The 18,390-nt window shown below is 65.4% G+C and carries 19 protein-coding genes and 1 pseudogene; 4 read left to right on the forward strand and 16 right to left on the reverse strand.

Translation table 11 applies throughout. The features are described from left to right. Window positions 1–165 precede the first annotated feature (165 nt). From A5707_RS21090 to A5707_RS21100, 3 genes are read right to left on the reverse strand one after another with little or no spacing between them, the layout of a single operon-like run. A complete protein-coding gene (locus A5707_RS21090; protein ID WP_065016365.1) occupies window positions 166–1,374 on the reverse strand; it encodes a winged helix-turn-helix domain-containing protein in 1,209 nt (402 codons plus the stop codon). After that, window positions 1,375–1,857: a dihydrofolate reductase gene (locus tag A5707_RS21095; RefSeq protein ID WP_065016366.1), complete on the reverse strand. Its 483-nt coding sequence runs from the start codon at window positions 1,855–1,857 to the stop codon at window positions 1,375–1,377. It lies immediately after the preceding gene. Then, a complete protein-coding gene (locus tag A5707_RS21100; RefSeq protein WP_065016367.1) occupies window positions 1,854–2,654 on the reverse strand; it encodes a thymidylate synthase in 801 nt (266 codons plus the stop codon). Before A5707_RS21100 ends, A5707_RS21095 begins: the two co-directional genes overlap by 4 nt. 153 nt (window positions 2,655–2,807) lie before the next feature. Between A5707_RS21100 and A5707_RS21105 the strand changes: the two genes are divergently transcribed. Both A5707_RS21105 and A5707_RS21110 read left to right on the forward strand, forming a co-directional pair. Beyond that, window positions 2,808–3,551: a dienelactone hydrolase family protein gene (locus A5707_RS21105; protein WP_065016417.1), complete on the forward strand. Its 744-nt coding sequence runs from the start codon at window positions 2,808–2,810 to the stop codon at window positions 3,549–3,551. A gap of 11 nt (window positions 3,552–3,562) precedes the next feature. Continuing rightward, window positions 3,563–4,579, forward strand: coding sequence for a TIGR03617 family F420-dependent LLM class oxidoreductase (locus A5707_RS21110; protein ID WP_065016368.1), 1,017 nt, complete (start codon window positions 3,563–3,565; stop codon window positions 4,577–4,579). 7 nt (window positions 4,580–4,586) lie between these two features. On the opposite strand, the gene A5707_RS21115 is transcribed toward A5707_RS21110, so the two are convergent. From A5707_RS21115 to A5707_RS21170, 13 genes and pseudogenes are all read right to left on the reverse strand, one after another. Next, entirely contained in the window at window positions 4,587–5,615 is a 1,029-nt protein-coding gene (locus A5707_RS21115) for a phosphotransferase family protein (protein WP_065016369.1), read from the reverse strand. Next, window positions 5,608–6,366: an SDR family oxidoreductase gene (locus A5707_RS21120; RefSeq protein WP_065016370.1), complete on the reverse strand. Its 759-nt coding sequence runs from the start codon at window positions 6,364–6,366 to the stop codon at window positions 5,608–5,610. Before A5707_RS21120 ends, A5707_RS21115 begins: the two co-directional genes overlap by 8 nt. Next, window positions 6,363–7,184 (reverse strand): SDR family oxidoreductase, encoded by an 822-nt coding sequence (locus A5707_RS21125; protein ID WP_065016418.1) that lies wholly within the window; start codon window positions 7,182–7,184, stop codon window positions 6,363–6,365. The genes A5707_RS21120 and A5707_RS21125 overlap by 4 nt, the downstream gene beginning before the upstream one ends. 88 nt (window positions 7,185–7,272) lie before the next feature. Continuing rightward, entirely contained in the window at window positions 7,273–7,629 is a 357-nt protein-coding gene (locus tag A5707_RS21130; protein ID WP_065016371.1) for a type II toxin-antitoxin system PemK/MazF family toxin, read from the reverse strand. Then, window positions 7,626–7,868, reverse strand: coding sequence for a DUF1778 domain-containing protein (locus tag A5707_RS21135; protein WP_065016372.1), 243 nt, complete (start codon window positions 7,866–7,868; stop codon window positions 7,626–7,628). Before A5707_RS21135 ends, A5707_RS21130 begins: the two co-directional genes overlap by 4 nt. Window positions 7,869–7,933: 65 nt before the next feature. Then, window positions 7,934–8,113 (reverse strand): hypothetical protein, encoded by a 180-nt coding sequence (locus tag A5707_RS21140; protein WP_065016373.1) that lies wholly within the window; start codon window positions 8,111–8,113, stop codon window positions 7,934–7,936. Between the two features lie 86 nt (window positions 8,114–8,199). Further along, window positions 8,200–11,376 (reverse strand): acetyl-CoA carboxylase family protein, encoded by a 3,177-nt coding sequence (locus A5707_RS21145; protein ID WP_065016374.1) that lies wholly within the window; start codon window positions 11,374–11,376, stop codon window positions 8,200–8,202. After that, the gene (locus A5707_RS21150) at window positions 11,373–12,890 is read right to left on the reverse strand and encodes a class I adenylate-forming enzyme family protein (RefSeq protein WP_065016419.1); all 1,518 of its coding nucleotides are present in this window, start codon (window positions 12,888–12,890) and stop codon (window positions 11,373–11,375) included. Before A5707_RS21150 ends, A5707_RS21145 begins: the two co-directional genes overlap by 4 nt. Window positions 12,891–12,964: 74 nt before the next feature. After that, the gene (locus tag A5707_RS21155; RefSeq protein WP_156658236.1) at window positions 12,965–13,285 is read right to left on the reverse strand and encodes a CDGP domain-containing protein; all 321 of its coding nucleotides are present in this window, start codon (window positions 13,283–13,285) and stop codon (window positions 12,965–12,967) included. A gap of 90 nt (window positions 13,286–13,375) precedes the next feature. Continuing rightward, window positions 13,376–13,476 (reverse strand): annotated as a pseudogene (locus tag A5707_RS24675) (hypothetical protein); the annotation flags it as partial. Window positions 13,477–13,529: 53 nt separating this feature from the next. After that, on the reverse strand, window positions 13,530–13,931 hold the full coding sequence (locus A5707_RS21160) for a DUF302 domain-containing protein (protein WP_065016376.1): 402 nt from the start codon (window positions 13,929–13,931) through the stop codon (window positions 13,530–13,532). A gap of 15 nt (window positions 13,932–13,946) precedes the next feature. Continuing rightward, window positions 13,947–14,516 carry a hypothetical protein gene (locus tag A5707_RS21165; RefSeq protein ID WP_065016377.1) on the reverse strand — a complete coding sequence of 190 codons (570 nt, stop codon included), beginning with the start codon at window positions 14,514–14,516 and terminating at the stop codon, window positions 13,947–13,949. Between the two features lie 69 nt (window positions 14,517–14,585). Continuing rightward, a complete protein-coding gene (locus tag A5707_RS21170) occupies window positions 14,586–14,900 on the reverse strand; it encodes a metal-sensitive transcriptional regulator (RefSeq protein WP_065016378.1) in 315 nt (104 codons plus the stop codon). 137 nt (window positions 14,901–15,037) lie between these two features. On the opposite strand from A5707_RS21170, the gene A5707_RS21175 reads away from it, so the two are divergent. Then, window positions 15,038–15,469 carry an MmpS family transport accessory protein gene (locus A5707_RS21175; RefSeq protein ID WP_065016379.1) on the forward strand — a complete coding sequence of 144 codons (432 nt, stop codon included), beginning with the start codon at window positions 15,038–15,040 and terminating at the stop codon, window positions 15,467–15,469. Next, window positions 15,466–18,381 (forward strand): RND family transporter, encoded by a 2,916-nt coding sequence (locus A5707_RS21180; RefSeq protein ID WP_065016380.1) that lies wholly within the window; start codon window positions 15,466–15,468, stop codon window positions 18,379–18,381. Before A5707_RS21175 ends, A5707_RS21180 begins: the two co-directional genes overlap by 4 nt. Window positions 18,382–18,390: the final 9 nt, after the last annotated feature.

An 18,390-nucleotide genomic window follows, 5' to 3' on the forward strand; every position in this document is an offset into this window, starting at 1 on the left:
TCGGGGCTGACACCGTCGATTGCCGAGCCCGCTTCCGTGTCGGTGCGATCATAACTGGCGGCGGCGGTATTCAATTGCTCACTGAGTTCCGCCAAGTGGCGGTAGTGGTCTGCGCTGTCGTCTTGTGGCGACATCCTCCTGATCTGTGGAGGAGGAATCGCCGGTTTAAAAGACTCCGCGCAACTCGCCGATCAGTCCGCCGCGGCTGCCGACCGTCACATCGGCCAACCCCAGCCAGGACGCCATCGACTCCAGTTGTGCCGCCAGCGCCTCGGCAACGCGCGACGGTGACCGGCCCTCCTCGACGAAGGCGCCGACGACGTGCAGCGCGTCTTTGGTGCGGTCCGCTTTGAGGTCGACTCGTCCGACCAGTTCGCCGTCGAGCAGAAAAGGCCACACGTAGTAGCCGTACCGGCGCTGGCTGGCGGGGGTATAGATCTCGACGCGGTAGTGAAAATCAAACAGCCGCTGCACCCGGGGCCGGAAGAAGATCAGCGGGTCGAACGGGCACAGCAGGGCGGTACCGCGGTCCCGCCGCGGTAGCGATTGGCCTGCCCGTAGGTACGCCGACGCGGGCCACCCGTCGACCTCGACCCGTTCCAACTCACCCTTGGCGACAAGCTCAGCGATGGCCGGCTTGGCCTGGCTGGCGGACAGCCGAAAGTAGTCCCGGATATCGGCTTCGGTGCCGACGCCCAGCGCGGTGGCCGACCGCAGCACGAGTTCACGGATGGCCTCGTCGTCGTCCACCTGACGGGCCACTACCTCGGCCGGCAGCACGTTTTCGGTCAGGTCGTAGTGGCGGGCGAAGCCGACCCGGGTGGCGGTGGTGAGCACACCTGCGGCGAACAATGCTTCGGCGACCCATTTGGTGTCGCTGCGATTCCACCAGGCTCCCTTGGCTTGACGCGGTTCTGCGGCCAAATGAGCTTCGATCTGTCCGGCGGTCGACGGTCCGAGTTGCGCGACCGCGGCGACGATGTCGTCGGCCAACCGCGGATTGGCCTTGACGACATGAGAACCCCAACGGCCGTGCCGATACTGGCGCATCCGCCAGCGCAGCAGCGGCCAGTCGTCGACGGCCATCAGCGCGGCTTCGTGTGCCCAGTACTCGACCAGCAGCCGCGGTGTCCGGGCCGAATGGCTCCATGCCGCGCGGTCCAGTACCTCACGGTCGTAGGGGCCGAGCCGGCTGAACACCGGGGCGTAGTGCGCGCGCACGGCTACCGACACCGAATCCAGTTGCAGCACCTGAATGCGGGAAATCAGACGCCGCAGATGCGCACGGCTGACCGAACCCGCGGGCGCGGCGTCGGCGAAGCCTTGCGCGGCAACCGCTATCCGGCGGGCCTGCGCCACCGTCATCGTGCGCATTTACCGCAGGTAGGTGTGTAGCCGGTAGCGCAGCCCGGACCGACTGGTGAGCCACTCCCCCGCCGTACCTACCCAGGTCTCGTCGAGCACCGGCGCCAGCACGTCGCCGTCGTCGCGGGGCAGGTCGATCTCGATCTCGGTGACCTCGCATCGGGTGGCCCGGGGCATGGCGAGCGCATAGATCTGTTCCCCGCCGATCACCCAGGTCTCGGAGTCGGTTAACGCCTGTTCCAGGGTGTCGACCACCTCGGCGCCTTCAGCCATGTAGTCAGTCTGGCGGGTCAGTACGACATTTCTGCGCCCCGGCAATGGCCGGAACCGATCCGGCAGCGACTCCCAGGTGAGCCGGCCCATCACCACGGTGTGGCCCATGGTGAGTTGTCTGAAGCGGATTTGGTCTTCGGGCAGCTGCCAGGGGATGCCGCCGCCGCGGCCGATGACGCCTGAAGTCGACTGAGCCCAGATCAAGCTCAGGTGCGTCATACGGCGACGGGGGCTTTGATCGCCGGGTGCGGGTCGTAGTTCTTGACGACGATGTCGTCGTAGGTGTAGTCGAAGAGCGAATCCCGCGGTGCCAGAACAAGTTCGGGATACGGCCGGGGGTCGCGGCGCAGTTGCTCGGCGACCTGATCGAGATGGTTGTCGTAGATGTGGCAGTCACCGCCGGTCCAGACGAATTCGCCGACGCCAAGACCGGCCTGCGCGGCCATCATGTGGGTGAGCAGCGCGTAGCTGGCGATGTTGAACGGCACACCCAGGAACAGGTCGGCGCTGCGCTGGTAGAGCTGGCAGCTCAGTTTCCCGTCGGCGACATATAACTGGAACAACGCGTGGCACGGCGCCAGCGCCATCTGCGGGATCTCGCCGACGTTCCAGGCCGACACGATGATGCGCCGCGAGTCCGGATCGGTGCGCAGCAACCGCAGCGCCGCGCTGATCTGGTCGATGTGCTCGCCGGAGGTGGTGGGCCAGGATCGCCACTGCACGCCGTACACCGGGCCGAGATCTCCTGTCGGCGAGGCCCATTCGTCCCAGATGGTGACGCCGTGCTCGCGCAACCACGCGATGTTGGAGTCGCCGCGCAGAAACCACAGCAGTTCGTATATCACCGACTTGAGGTGCACCTTTTTGGTGGTGATCAGCGGGAAGCCGGCTGACAGGTCGTAGCGCATCTGGTGGCCGAACAGACTGCGGGTTCCGGTGCCGGTGCGATCGGCTTTCGGTGTACCGCGCTCGAGTACCAGGCGCAGCAGATCCTCGTACGGTGTGGCGATCGACACGCCCCTGAGCCTAGCGGCGATCGCAAGCGCGGCGAAGCCGGGCGCGGCGGGTCGACGCCGATGGACCAGCCGCGATCGCAAGCGCGGCGAAGCCGGGCGCGGCGGGTCGACGCCGATGGACCAGCCGCGATCGCACAGAGTAGAACGGAGGCCATGCCGAACATCACCGACACCGTCACCACGCAAGACGGCACCTGCCCGATCTGGTTCTACACCCCCGAGGGCGAAGGTCCCTGGCCCGGTGTGGTCATGTACCCCGATGCCGGCGGGGTGCGGGACACCTTCTACGAAATGGCCACCAAGCTGGCCGGCTTCGGTTACGCGGTGTTGCTGCCCGACGTGTACTACCGCTCCGGGGACTGGGCGCCGTTCGACATGTCCACCGCGTTCAGCGACGCCAAAGAACGTCAGCGGCTCTTTTCGATGATCGGCACCGTCACGCCGCTGAAGATGGCGATCGACGCCGAGGCCTTCTTCGACTACCTGGCCGGTCGCCCGGAGGTGAGCGGCAACCGCTTCGGTGTTTGCGGCTACTGCATGGGCGGACGCACGTCGGTGGTGGTGGCCGGCCGCCAACCGGAACGGGTCGCCGCGGCGGCGTCGTTTCACGGGGGCGGGCTGGTGACCGACAGCCCCGACAGCCCACACCTGCTGGCCGACCAAATCCAGGGCGCGGTGTATGTGGCCGGCGCCAAAAACGATGGCTCGTTCACCCGTCAGCAGGCTGAGCAGCTCGACAAGGCGCTGACCGCGGCCGGCGTCGAGCACACCATCGAGACCTATCCCGCCGAGCATGGCTTCGCGGTTCCGGACAACCCGCCGTACGACGCCGACGCCGCCGAACGGCACTGGACCGCGATGCGGGACTTCTTCGGCGCCAAGCTGGCCGACAAGTAGTCGGCGCGCGTATGCACGTCGACGCGATGACGAGCCCGGTCCCGCTGCGCCAAACCGGGGAGCTCGCCCGGAGAGCCCAATCGGCGGGGTTCTCCGGTCTGCTGTTCACTGAGACGGGCCGTACGGCCTACCTCAATGCGGCGATGGCCGCCCAGGCCGCCCCTGGCCTCGAGCTGTCCACGGGCGTCGCGGTGGCTTTTCCGCGCAGTCCGTTCGTGACGGCGGCCGCCGCGTGGGAACTTCAGGAGGCCACCGACGGACGGTTCCGGCTGGGTCTGGGCACCCAGGTGCGCACCCACGTGGTGCGGCGTTACGGCGTGCCCTTCGAGCGGCCCGGCCCGCGGCTACGCGACTACGTGCGCGCCGTGAAGGCCTGCTTCTCGGCGTTTCGCACCGGAAAGCTGGATCACCACGGCGAGTTCTACGACCTGGATTTCATCACTCCGCAGTGGAGCGCGGGACCCATCGAGGCGCCCGACCCCAAAGTGGATATCGCGGCGGTGAATCCGTGGATGCTGCGAATGGCCGGCGAAGTGGCCGACGGGGTGCACATCCACCCGATTGCCGAGCCCGGCTACCTGACCCGCCATGCCGTACCGAACATCGCTGCGGGAGCGGCGAAAGCGGGGCGCAGCGCATCGGATGTGGCGGTGATCGTGCCGGTGCTGACAATCGTCGGCGACAGCGACGAAGAGCGGGATGCCGAACGTGAACGCGTCCGCTTCAGCATGGCCTTCTACGGAAGCACACCCAACTACGCGTTCATCTGGGACGAGGCCGGGTTCGAGGGGACCACCGCCCGGATTCGGGAGAAGCAGAAGTCCGGTGACTTCGCCGCAATGGCCGCCCAGATCAGCGACGAGCACATCGCGGCGTTCGCCACCGAGTCGACGTGGGACGGGCTGGCCGACGCATTGACCGGCAAGTACGCCGACGTCGCGACACGGCTCGTGCTGTACAACGCGCTGACCGACCCGGACCGCGTCGAGCGGTATGGCGAGGTGGCCCGTCGCGTCTCGCGCGGTTGACCGTCTGTCAGATGCCGGCATCGTCGGCCACCTCGCGGGCCCTACGCACCAGCGCGTCGATGCGTTCGGTGGTCGGAGTGCCCGAGGCGGCTTTGTTCCGCGGGTCGTCCATCACGCGACGCATTACACCCTCGGCGATGACGGCCACCTTCCACAAGCCCAGCGCGTGCCAGTACTTCAGTGTTGTTGCGTCTCGCCCGGTTTCGGCCAGATATACCTGTGCCATCTCGGCGCGATTCGGGAACCCGTCAAGCGCGGCGGCGGCAAACGCGCCGGTGGGATCCTCCGCAGCAGATTCCGGCCAATACGCCAGCAAGCTGCCCATGTCGGCCAGTGGCTCACCGAGGGTCGACAACTCCCAGTCCAGCACGCCAACGACTTCGCCGGTTTCATGCGAAGTGATGACGTTGCGCAGATGAAAGTCGCCGTGCACCAAGGTCAATTCCTGCTGCTCGGGCGCCGCGGCGATCAGCCGTTGAGTCAGGTCGTCGAGGTCGGGCAGCTCCCGGGTCTTCGAGAGTTCCCACTGCCCGGCCCATCGTTTGAGCTGTCGCTGTGCGTACGGCTTGTGGCTGGCCAGGTCGTCGAGGCCGACTTGCTCGATGTCAACGGCGTGGATCTTGGCCAGTGTCTTCGCCATTGACAGTCCGATTTGCCTGCGGCGCTGCGGCGTCAGCGATTCTGCCTTTGCCATCCGGTCCAACACCAGGCCGTCGACGAACTCCATCAACAGCAGCGGAACTCCGTCTGTATCGTGAGTCAGCCCATACACCCGCGGCGTGGGCACCGCGGTGCCCTGCAGCGCCGACAGGATCCGGGCCTCGCGCGCGACGTCGTGCGCCGACGCCAACAACGTCCCCACCGGCGGGCGGCGCAGCACCCAGCTGCGATCGCCACGGGCATCATGCACGCGATAGGTCAAATTCGACTGCCCCAGCCCGATTCGCTCGAAGCTCAGCGGCGGACGGAATTCGATTCCGAGTTCCGGCAACCAGTCCGCGATCGCCGCCGGATCGACGCCTAATACGTTAGCCACGAAACGCCTGCGCGTTGCCGAGCAGCGTGCCGCCGTCGATCACCATGGTTTCGCCGGTGATCCAACTCGCCTCATCCGACACCAGGAATGCGACCGCGGCCGCCACGTCGACCGGCTCGCCAACGCGTCCCAATGGAGTCGACGCCGATAAGGCGTCTTCATGGTCCTTCCACAGCGCTTCGGCCAGCCGGGTGCGGACCACGCCGGGGCAGACCGCATTGACCCGGATCCGCGGCGAAAGCTCCAGCGCCAGTTGCTTGGTCACGTGGATCAGCGCGGCCTTGGTGGCGTTGTACATGCCCATGTTCGGCGCGTGGTGCAGCCCACCGATGGACGCGGTGTTGACCACGGCCCCGTGATGCTCGCCCATCCACGCGTTGACCGCCAGTGACGTCCACAGCAGCGGCGCCCACAGATTGACGTCGAAGACCTTGGCGAAGCGGGCGTGGTCCTGCTCGATGAGCGGACCGTAGGCGGGATTGGTTCCGGCGTTGTTGACCAAGATGTCGATGCTGCCGAAGCGGTCGAGTGTGAGCTCGATGCAGCGACGCGCCGCATCCTCGTCGACAGCGTGGGCCGCGACGCCCAGGGCGTTGCCGCCAACCTGTGCGGCCGCTTCGTCCGCGCTTTCCTGCTTGCGAGAAGTCAGCACGACGTTGGCGCCGGCGTCGGCCAGCCGCTGCGCGACGGCCAGCCCGATGCCGCGGGAGGCGCCGGTGACGATCGCGGTCCGCCCGTTCAGATCGGTCATCGCGTCTCTCCCTGCAGGCTGCGCTGGTATCGGCGCATGCCGTGCAGCCAGCGGTCGTAGTCGGTGCCCTTCTGGCGGTACATGTCCAGCACTTGCGGATGTGGAAGGATCAAAAACCGTTCCTCGTCGATGGCCGCCAACACGCTGTCGGCCACTGCGGCCGGTTCCAGTACGTCACCGGCGGTAGTGACCGCCCGGGTGGCGAGGTCCCCGAGCGGGTCGCCGGACTGCTCGCCGGAGTACAGCAGCTTGGTGTTCACGCCCATCGGGCACAGACAACTCACTCGCACCCCTTGGTCGCCGTAGGTGATGTTCAGCCATTCGGCGAAGCCCACGGCGGCGTGCTTGGTGACTGAGTAGGCGGCCGAGCCCAGTTGGGTGAGCAGCCCCGCGGCCGACGCGGTGCTGACGAAGTAACCCTCACCGCGTTCGATCCACTCGGGTATCAGCAGTTGGGCGGCGCGGATATGGGCACGCAGATTGACGTCGATGGACCGGTCCCAATCGTCCTCGCTGATGTCCAGGCCGGCGGGGCCGGTAATGCCGGCGTTCGCGAAATACAGATCCACCGGCCCGAATTCGCTTTGGGCCAGTGCGATCAGCTCGCGGATCTCGGTGGTGTCGGAGACGTTTGCGCCCGCGCTGACGGCCGCGCCCGAGCGCTCGGCGTTGATCTGTTCAACTACCTTCGCCGCGGCAGCTGGATCCAGATCCGCGACGACGACCCACGCGCCCTGCTGGGCCAGCTTTGCCGCCAGCGCGCCGCCGATTCCGCCGCCACCGCCGGTGACGATCGCGACCTTGTGGTCAACTTTCACGCGCACAATCCTTCTAGTTATGGGCCACAATTGCGCCGGATTGATGACGGCAGTGAGCTTGCATCTTCCGGAGCATATTTCGATGGCGTCAGGCGGCGCCTATCGCGATCATGATGCGTTCGCGAATACTCGCCAACTGCACCGCAGTAATCCGCGACTTGGTTGGGGTGACACGCCCCAGCGACACGCTGGTGACGTGATGGGCCAACGCCCAACACGTCGCATCGGCTCCGTTTTCGGCGGTCGGTTCGATGCGCTCGGCGAACGACTTATGCGCCAACCCCTCATCGCGGGTCAACGGAACTACCAGCACGTTGGGATATTGGTCCGGAAATAACTCGTGATCCTCGACGACGACTGCGGGGCGCAGCCTGCTGGGCTCGTGCGGCAATGCACCGCCCCGCCAATCGACTACCACGATGCTGCCGGCTGCGTGCCGACTCACGGCAGCTCGGTCAGCGGCGTCCCGAGCTCATCGAGTTCGCTTCGCGCTTCGGGCTGCTTGGCCAGGTGAGCCATCACTCGATCTCCATCGGCCCGAATCGTCTCCCGCCGCACTTGCCGCGCCGCGGCTTCGGCGATCTCTCGAATGAACGCACTCAGCCCCTTGCCTTGCTTACGGGCTGCCTCCTCGAGCACCGCCCGATCGTCGGCGTCGAGTCGAATCGTCAGTGTTCCGGCCATACACGCTACCGTAACACAGAGTGGTAATACGTTAGCGTAGTCAGCAAGAATCTTTATGCCGACCGTTACGTCGATGTCGCCTGGTCGATGAGCTCGGCGACTTGCTCGGAATGGGCGACGTAGGTGTTGTGCCCGCCCGGGACCTCGACCGGATCGACGCCGAGGCGCTCGCGGGTCATACGCAGCATTCCGGCGCGGGTCAGGACGCGGTCGTCGAGCGGCAGCAGGTAGGTCGAGGGCCGCACGGCGGGATCGACCCGGTGGCGTTTCGGCGTAGATCGCGGTCAAGTCGCAGCGGGCCACGGTCGGCAAGGCCTGCCGCAAGTGTCCGTCAACGGCGGACCAATCTCATGATCCATGCCCGCGAATCCGCCGGGTCGATCACGTCGTCGAGCTCGAACGTGGTGGCCGACGTCAGCGCTTTACCGTGTTGGTAGGCAGCCTCAACGAGCTTGTCGAACAAGTTCTGACGTTCGGTCGGATCGGCGACGGCCGCCAGCTCCTTGCTGAAACCCAACCGCACCGCGCCTTCCAGCCCCATCCCGCCGATCTCGCCGGTCGGCCAGGCCACGGTGAACTGCGGGGCATGGAACGATCCGCCTGCCATTGCCATTGCGCCTAACCCATAGCCTTTGCGCAGGATGATCATCCCCACCGGCACGGTCAAGCGTGCGCCGTGGACGAACAATCGGCTGAACCGCCGTACCGCGCCTTCCTTTTCCGCGTCCGGCCCGACCATGAACCCTGGCGTATCGCAGAGCGAGATCAGCGGCAGGCCAAACGATTCGCAAAGGGCCAAAAAGTCGGCGATCTTGTCGGCAGCTTCTGCGTCGATGGCGCCGCCGAGATGATGGCTGCTGTTGGCCAGCAACCCAAACGGCGCGCCCTCCACACGCGCCAGCGCGGTGACCACCCCGACCCCGTAGTCGGGCCGCACCTCCAGCGTCGAGCCCACGTCGACAACAGATTCGATGGCCCGCCGCACGTCGTAGGCCCGTAACCGGTTCTCGGGCACCACGTGCCGCGCCACGCGCGGGTCCGGCGCCGTCCAGCCGTCGACGCTGCCCTGGAAGTAGGACAGATACTGCTTGGCCAGTGCTACCGCGTGCGCCTCGTCGCGGGCGGCCAGTCCGACCACGCCGTTGCGCCGCTGCACGTCGATCGGTCCGATGTCCTCGGGCCGGTACACACCGAGCCCGCCGCCTTCGATCATCGCCGGGCCGCCCATCCCGATGTTGGCGTCCGGGGTCGCGATGATCACGTCGCACGTTCCGGCCAGCGCAGCATTGCCGGCAAAGCAGCGCCCCGACACGATCGACACCAACGGCACCTGGCCGCTCAGCGCGCCGAGCGCGCGGAACGTCGGCACGTCCAGACCGGCGACGTTGGCGAGATCGGTGTCACCGGGCCGGCCGCCGCCGCCCTCGGCGAACACCACCACCGGAATGCGCTTGCGGGCCGCCAAATCGAAGACGCGGTCGGTTTTCGCATGGTTGCGCATGCCCTGCGTGCCGGCGAGCACGGTGTAGTCATAGGACACCACCACCGCCTCGCCCCCGCCGATCGTGGCCAGGCCCGCGACCAAACCGTCGGCCGGCGTATTGGCGATCAGATCGTCTTCGGATCGCCGGCTGCGCTGCGCAGCAACCGCTAACGCGCCGTATTCCACGAAGCTGCCCGGATCCACCAGGTCGGTGATGTTTTCCCGGGCGGTGCGACGATTCTGGCCGTGCCGCTTGGCCACCGCGGCCGGCCGTCCCTCGTCCAGGGTCAGCAGGTGGCGGCGACGGACCTCGTCGAGATCGCTGCGGGCACGGTCCAGGTCGAGTTCAGCGGCGGCTTCCCCGTCGGCACCGGCGGCGGTGCGGGTGAACACCACCAACGGGTCTCCGGTGCCGACCACCTGCCCCGGCACCACCACGTTGCGCACCGTGTGCACCGCATCTGGCGCGGTGAGCACGTGCTGCATCTTCATCGCCTCCAGTACCACCAACTGCGTCCCGGCCGCCACGTCCACACCTTCGGGTGCTATCTCGACAACGGTGCCGGCGAGTTGGGCCCGCAACGCCTCCTCGCCCGGGTACAACTCGAGCGGCGCAGTCAGGGTTTGCGGTTGGCTGATGATGGCTGCCGCCAGCGCGGGCAGCTTCTCGTCGACAAAACTCGTCGTCACCGCGCCCGACTGAACCTGGCTGTCGGCCAGCAACTCCCGCAGGAATGCGATGTTGGTGCGGATGCCTTCGATGCCGAATTCGTCCAACGCCGTGTGCGCTTTGCGCAGCGCGGCAGCCAACGACGACCCGTGCACATGGGTGATCACTTTGGCCAGCAGCGAGTCGTAGGCCGGGCTCGGGGCCAACCCGCGACGACCGTAGGTGTCGACACGTACGCCGGGACCGCTCGGCGGCGAGAACACCGACAGCATGCCGGCAGCGGGCAGGACCGACCCGTCGGGTGCAAACGTCTCCATGTTGACCCGGGTTTGGATCGCGATGCCCCGAGCCGCGGCAGGTTCGGCCACCACGTCGACGCCGTCGATTCCGGCCGGCAATTCGAGCTCGTCGAGTGTCGCGCCGTCTGCGATCACCAACTGCAGCGCAACCAGGTCGATCCCGGTGACTTCCTCGGTGACGGTGTGCTCAACCTGGAGCCGCGGATTGACCTCGAGGAACACGAATTGCTCGCCAGCGACCAGGAATTCGACCGTGGCCAGCCCGCGATAGCCCACCTGGGCGCACAGCCGCGCTGCTGCGCAGTGCAGCTCGCCTCGCAGAGACGACGAAATACCCTGCGCCGGAGCGATTTCGATCAGCTTCTGGTAGCGCCGCTGGATGCTGCAGTCCCGGTCCCCCACTGCAAGCGCGTGGCCCGGTGTCGCCACAATCTGGACTTCGATGTGGCGCGCGTCGCCGAACAACGCCTCGGCGAATACTGCCGGGTTTCCGAAGCCGAGTTGAGCCTCGGCAGCACAGCGGCGATACGCGTCGTCGAGGTCCTCCCGGCGACGTACGATTCGCATTCCGCGGCCGCCGCCGCCGGCTAAGGCCTTGATCACTACCGCTTCACCGTGGACAGCGAAGAACCGACGAATGTCGTCCAGGCTGCTCGGCCCGTCGGTGCCGGCCAGCACCGGAATCCCGGCCGCAACTGCGGCGCTGCGGGCTGCGGACTTGTTGCCGAACAACTCCAGCAGATCGGCGTCCGGCCCGACGAAAGTGCATCCTGCCGCTGCGCACGCGCGCGCGAATTCGGCGTTCTCACTGAGGAACCCATAGCCGGGGTGAATCAGCGCCGCGCCGGACTGCTTGGCTGCCGCCAGGATCGCGGCGTGATCCAGGTATGCCGCTGGCCCGCTGCCGGACAAGCCGATCGCTTCGTCGGCGGCATGCACATGCGGGCTGTCGGCATCGTCTTCGGCATAGACCGCGACGGTGCCGATACCCAATTCGGTTGCGGTGCGGATGATCCGGAGCGCGATTTCGCCGCGGTTGGCGATCAGCACCGTCATCGCAGCGCAGCGCCCCACTGCACGTGTTCGCGCAACTGGCCCTTGAGAAGCTTGCCGCCCGGATTGCGTGGTAGGGGTTCGCCGGCCACCGTCACGTATTGCGGAATCTTGAAGTCGGCAAGCTGGCCGCGGCAGTGCTCGAGCACGGCTGATACGTCAATTTGTTCGCCGAACAACACGGCCCCGACCTTCTCGCCCATGACCTCGTCGGGCACCGCCAGCACGCAGGCATCGGCCACGCCCGGAGCCGACAGCAGTACCGCCTCGACTTCGACGCTGGAGACGTTCTCGCCACCGCGGTTGATGATGTCCTTGAGCCGGTCGACGATGTGCACTCGGCCCGCATCGTCGACCCGGACCACATCACCGGTATGCAGCCAGCCGTCGACGATCGTGGCCGCGGTGGCATCCGGCCGGTCCCAGTAGCCGGCTGTCACGTTGGCGCCGCGGGCGACCAACTCACCCACGGCCGGATCATCGCCGTAGGTGACCACGCCGAGGTCGACCGAGGGCACGGCATATCCGACCGAGTCGGCGTGCTCGACGGCGTCGTCGTCGGGCAGCACGGTCATCAGCGACGCGGTTTCGGTCATGCCGTACCCGTTGAAGACAGTGGCGTGTGGGAACGCCTGCTTCACCGTCCTGACCAACGACGGGGCAATCGGCGCGCCCCCGTAGCCGACCCAACGGACGTTGGAGACATCTGAGGCAGCAAAGTCGCTGTGTCGCAACAATAATGAGTACACGGCGGGTACGGTCACCAGGGAGGAGATGCGCTCGGCCGATAGCACCGTCACCAACTCGGCGAGGTTGAGCGCGGGCATGATCACCGACGCTCCGCCGACATACCCGGCGAACAGCAGTTGGGAGTTGCACCCGGTCACGTGGAACAGTGGCACCGAGATCAGCGTGCGCAGCTCCTCACCGATGTCACGCGGCTGCCCCAGGCATCGGATCATGTTCTCGGCGTTGGTCAGGAATGCCTCGTGCGTCGTCGGTACACCTTTGGGCCGTCCGGTGGTTCCCGACGTGTAGAAGATCGCCGCGACGTCACGCCGCTCGAGCCCGTCGACCACGTACGGCTCGGCGTCGGGCAACGGCGTGTCAGCGGCCAAATCCAGCTGGGCACCGGCGTCGGACACGACGAACTCAACCTCGGGCTCCGTCGAGCGGGTGTTGACCGGCACGGCCACCCCGCCGGCCATCACCGTCCCCCAGAACGCGAGCACCCAGTTGACGCCCGCGGGATACCGCAGCGCGACGCGGTCACCTCGCCGCAGCCCGCCGGCCCGCAGCCCGCCGGCCACCCGGGCCGCGCGATCCCACAGCTGCCGATAGGTCAACCGGTCGGAACCCAGCTCCACCACCGCCTCGCTATCGGGTCGGTTCTGAACATGCTCGGCAAGCATGTCCAGCAGCGTGGCCGGCGACTCGTCGTAGCGGGGGACGCCGGCTGAGTCCCGGGAGACACCCGTCGTTGGGAAGGGATTGTGGTCACGCGAAATCTCAGTCACCGCGCTCAGTGAAGTCATCACTGCGTCCTTCCGGTTCTTCCTCACCGCATCATCGCTGCGGTCGGGCGCTGATGTCACCCGCCGGCCACAATGCGTTCGGGTGGTTGACCGGCACCGGGCGGGTTGTCTGGACCATAGTCTTCGCAGCGGTGCATCGACGGAATGACGGCGCGGCGGTGCAGTATTTGGGGCGGCGTGGTCATACAGCGGGTCCAGGTGCCGTCGGCTTGGAGCGGACCGTCGCAGAACAAGATTCCGGACGCATCGGTCGCACAGGTGGAATCCTCAACCCCGGGACCGGGTTCGGGATCGGCAGCAGTGTGGGGTGTGCCCGTCAGCGCGGCCATGATGGCGACCAGGCCGGCCGCGGCGAGCATGCGCCGGGTTGATTTCACAGGCATCATCGTCGGTTCGTTTCGCAGTCACCGACTACCAGTACAGCACTAGCCTCGCGTGATCCGGTGCGTTTCAGCCGATGGCGCCGACTACGCCATCAACTGAGCAGCCACCGTCGCGCCGAGGTACCAGCAGGATTCGAGCTCGGCTTTGCTCGACTTCCCCGAACCACCACGGTTTCAGCGCTATCCCACTCGCCGCCGGACCGGTCGTCCGACAACAGCGGATTAGCGCCGGAGCCGGTTACCCCAGCGCGCCGATGGCGGCTTGCAATTTGGCGGTGGCCTGGTCTGCGACATCCTGCAGCGCCCCCGCCTCGCCTGTCACCTGGACCATGACTTGGGGATCCATCGCTTCAATAAGAACCGCATCGCCTGCGCCGTCAGGGTCGGCTCGCACCACCACGTTGCACGGCAGCAACTGCCCGATCTGGCGGTGAACGCCCAGGGCGCGATGCGCCAGCACCGGGTTGCAGGCTCCCAGGATCAGATAATCCTCCATATCCTCCCCGAGTTTCTTCTTCAGCGTGGCTTTGACGTCGATAGTCGTCAGCACGCCGAAGCCTTGCTCAGCGAGCGCATCCGTGGTCCGTTTCACCGCCTCCTCGAACGAGGTGTGCAACGTCGTGCTCAACCCTGGTGTCATGTCGTTCCTCCTCATCTAGGCCGTTGTCCGTGGCCGTTGCAACTGGGTGAATTGGGTAATGCCCGCCAGCGTGGCGACCGCATCGAACAGTGCGGTCGCGGCCTGCTCATCGGGTAATGCGGTCAAGACCGGCCCGAAGAACGTATGCCCGTCGATCCGCAGAATCGGACTGCCGCCGGTCTCGCCGAGCGCCTCCTGTCCCGCCTCATGCGAACCTCGCACAAGTTCGTCGAAGGATGCATCTGCATCGGCCTTTGCGGCGCTGCCCGCCGTTGCCAGCACGTGAGCGACGAGACTGTCATTGAGGGGTTCGGATCGGTCGAAGTACCGCTCACCAAAGGTGAAATACGCAGCGGTCCACCCGCCGGCACCGCGTTCACGACCGATGGCGGCCATCAGCCGGCCAACGCGTTGCGAGTCGCGCATGCGGTCCTGCTGAGGCTGTGGGAGTTCTCGTCCCTCGTTGAGGACTGCCAAACTCATCAGCTGCCAATCGACAGCCACACCGGTCTTCTCGGCGATGGCACGCAGCCACCGTGCGGTGTTCCACGAGAATGGACACACCGGGTCCAGCCACAGCGTCACCTGCGATTCAGCTGGGCGACTATCGGTGGGTTTCACCTGGCCCCCTTTCTTTTCACAGTCGCCTCGCTGTCACGCCAGGCTCAGGAACAGTTTTTCCAATTCATCGATCGTCAAACGATCAGCGGGCGCAGCATCTGACCGCGTGATGCAGTCGCGCAAGCCCGAGGCGATGATCTTGAAGCCGGCGCGATCCAGTGCGCGCGACACCGCGGCCAGCTGCGTGACGACGTCTTTACAGCTGCGTCCCTGTTCGATCATCGAGATGACGCCCCCAAGCTGACCGTGGGCTCGGCGCAACCGGGACAGGACGGCGTCGATATCACCCGCCTCGTAGCCGGCGCCCTCGGCTCTCTGCGATGCGGTGCTGTTCTTTTGAATTGCCATGACTCCTGTATACCATACCCCCTAGGGTATAAATGGACGGCAGGGCCTGCGCATGGGAATTGCGCTGTTTGATGCGCAGCGGCGCGGGCACGTATCCACAAGTCGCCTAGCACCGGCGTCACCGAAGGGAGATCGCGATGTTGGCATTCCTGGGACGAGCTTGGGTACCACTCGTTGTCGTGGCAGCAGTGGGCCTCGGTGGTGTTGCCGTCGACCGACTCCGCGGTGTTTTCGGATCCGACGAAATCTTTTCGGCCACCGGCAGCAGCGCGGCGTCACTCGAGGCGTCCCACGTCAAACGGGTTACTTATGAGGTTTACGGCCCTGGCGGGACAGCCGGAACGGTGAGCTACCTAGATGCGCAGGCCCAGCCCGAACACGCGAACTTCGCTACCCTGCCTTGGACCTTGACGATCACCACGACCGTGCCGGCGGTGATTGCCAGCGTCGTGGCCCAGGGCGACAGCAACGACATCGGCTGCCGCATCACGGTCAACGATGAGGTCAAAGACCAACGGACCTCGGCCGGACACCACGCACAAACCTCCTGCCTGGTGAAGGCCGCATGAACACCGATAGTTACCCCCGTCCGAAATACATGCGGTTCGTCCGCAGGTTCGCCATTCCGATTCTGCTGGCATGGCTGCTGCTGACTGTTGCCCTCAACGTCCTTGTGCCGCCGATTGAGTCGGTCGCGCGAAACCACGCAGTGACGATGTCGCCCCAAGACGCTCCGGCGATGATCGCCGCCAAACGCATTGGCAGCACTTTTCACGAGTCGGACTCCGACAGCATCGCGATGATCGTCCTGGAAGGCGATGACCCGCTCGGGCAGGAGGCGCACCGCTATTACGACGACCTGGTGAAGGAATTGCAGGCCGACTCTAAGCACGTTCAGCATGTCCAGAACGTCTGGGGAGACCCGCTCACCGCCGATGGCGTCCAGAGCCGAGACGGGAAAGCCGCTTACGTCCAACTCAATCTGGCTGGCAACCAGGGCAGCACGCTGGGCAACGAGTCGATCAACGCAGTGCGCGAGATCATCGACAGGTCCGGGCCGCCCCGAGGTCTGCAGGTATACGTTACCGGTCCGGCAGCGCTGACCACCGACATGAATGAAGCCGCCGATAAGAGCATGTTCAAAATGATGGGCGTGACCGGCGTGGTCATCATGATCATGCTGTTCATCGCCTATCGTTCGATCAGCACGGTGCTTCTGGTGCTTGTCATGGTGGGCTTCGAAATGGGCACCGCCAGAGGGCTTGTCGCGTTGTTAGGCAATGCCGGTTTGTTGGGCTTCTCGACGTTCGTTGTCGCCATGCTGTCCTCGCTGGCGATCGCAGCGGGAACCGACTATGCGATTTTCCTCGTCGGTCGCTACCAGGAGGCTCGCAAGTCCGGTCAAGACCGCGAAATGGCCTATTACTCGATGTTCCGCGGTACCTCTCACATCATCTTGGGCTCGGGCTTGACGATCGCGGGCGCGACTCTTTGTCTTCACCTGGCGCGATTGTCGTATTTCAAGGCGTTGGGAATTCCGTCCGCGTTGGGATTGCTTGTCGTCGTGGCGGGGGCGATGACCGCAGCGCCGGCCGTCGTGACCGTCGCCAGTCGGTTCGGTCTCCTCGACCCCAAACGCGTGACAAAAGTTCGCGGTTGGCGACGCGTCGGCACCGCTACGGTGCGTTGGCCCGGTGCGGTGCTTGCCACCTCACTTGTCATCGCGATCATCGGCATCCTCATCATGCCGAGCATGAAGGTCAGCTACAACGACCGCTTCTACATACCCCGTAATCTGTCGTCGAACGTCGGATACGCCGCCGCGGAGCGCCACTTCAGCGCCGCGACAATGAATCCCGACATCCTCATGGTCGAGAGCGACCACGACATGCGCAACAGCGGTGACATGATCATCCTCGACAGGATCGCGAAAGATGTCTTTCGATCGCCGGGAATCGCCATGGTCCAAAGCATCACGCGCCCACTGGGCGGGCCGATCCAGCACACGTCGATACCGTTCCAGATCAGCGCCCAATCGATTCCGATCCAGCAAAACCTTCAGTTCATGAGGGATCGGTCCGCTGACATGCTCAAGATAAGCGACGATCTCGGTGCCATGATCGGCTCGATGGAACGGATGCAAGGCTTGCTGGCAAAGATGAGCCGCGCGACCCATCATATGGTCGACGATATGCATACCGTGCAGGACACGGTGGACGAGATGCGAGACCATCTGGCGGATTTCGACGACTTCGCCAGGCCGCTTCGCGAATACCTGTATTGGGAACCACATTGCTTCAACATCCCCGCATGCTGGGCGACCAGATCAATGTTCGAGGCAATCGACGGCGTGGACAAGTTCAGCGAGAACATGCGCACGTTGATCAAGGACGTGAGCAATATCGACGCGATATTGCCCCAGATGCTCGCCGAATTCCCGCCCATCATCGCCGTCGCCAAATCGATGCAGGGCACCCTGCAAACGATGCACAGCAGTTTCTCTGGTCTGCTCACGCAGATGGCCCAGATGACGGATACGGCGAGCGCGATGGGCCAAGCCTTCGACGCGTCCAAGAGCGACGATTACTTCTATTTGCCTCCGGAAGCCTTCCAGAACCCGGACTTTCAGCGCGGCCTAAAGCTCTTCTTGTCGGCTGACGGCAAGGCAGCGCGGTTCATCATCACCCACGACACGGACCCGGCAACTCCGGCCGGGATTGCCGCGGTCAAGCCGGAGCTCAACGCCGCGCACCAAGCGGTGAAGGGAACGACGCTCACCGGCGCCAAGTTCTACCTGGCCGGAACGGCAGCGATCTACCGCGACATCCAGGCCGGCTCACAATACGACCTGATGATCGTCGGAATAGCGGCTCTGACACTGATTTTCGTCGTCATGGTGGTCATCACACGTGCTCTCGTCGCATCCATGGCGATCGTCGGGACAGTGCTGCTCTCACTGGGTGCGGCTTTCGGGTTGTCGGTGCTGGTGTGGCAACACCTCTTTGGCTTAGAGCTGAACTGGATCGCACCGGTGTTTGGCTTGATCATCCTTTTGGCCGTGGGATCGGACTACAACTTGTTGCTGGTGTCACGGTTCCAGGAAGAGATCGGTGCGGGCCTGAAGACTGGCATCATCCGCTCGATGGGCGAGACCGGTGGTGTCGTGACGGCGGCGGGCCTGGTATTCGCCTTCACCATGATGTCGATGGCCGCTAGTGACCTCCGCTCGATCGGCCAGGCCGGCACGACGATCGGCCTGGGCCTGCTATTCGACACCCTGATCGTGCGCTCCCTGATGACACCGTCGATTGCGGCGCTGCTCGGACGTTGGTTCTGGTGGCCGCAACGAATCAGGCCGCGGCCAGCCAGCTCCATGCTCCGGCCATTCGGGCCGCGTCGTCTCGTTCGCTCGCTTCTACTGGGCGAGAGCGGGGATGCGCCAAACGCCAAGCTCCATACCGCTGAAACATCGGCGACCTAAGCCGATCGC

Origin of the sequence: Mycobacterium kyorinense, assembly GCF_001672775.1 — a bacterium.
GTDB classification, from domain to species: domain Bacteria; phylum Actinomycetota; class Actinomycetes; order Mycobacteriales; family Mycobacteriaceae; genus Mycobacterium; species Mycobacterium kyorinense_A.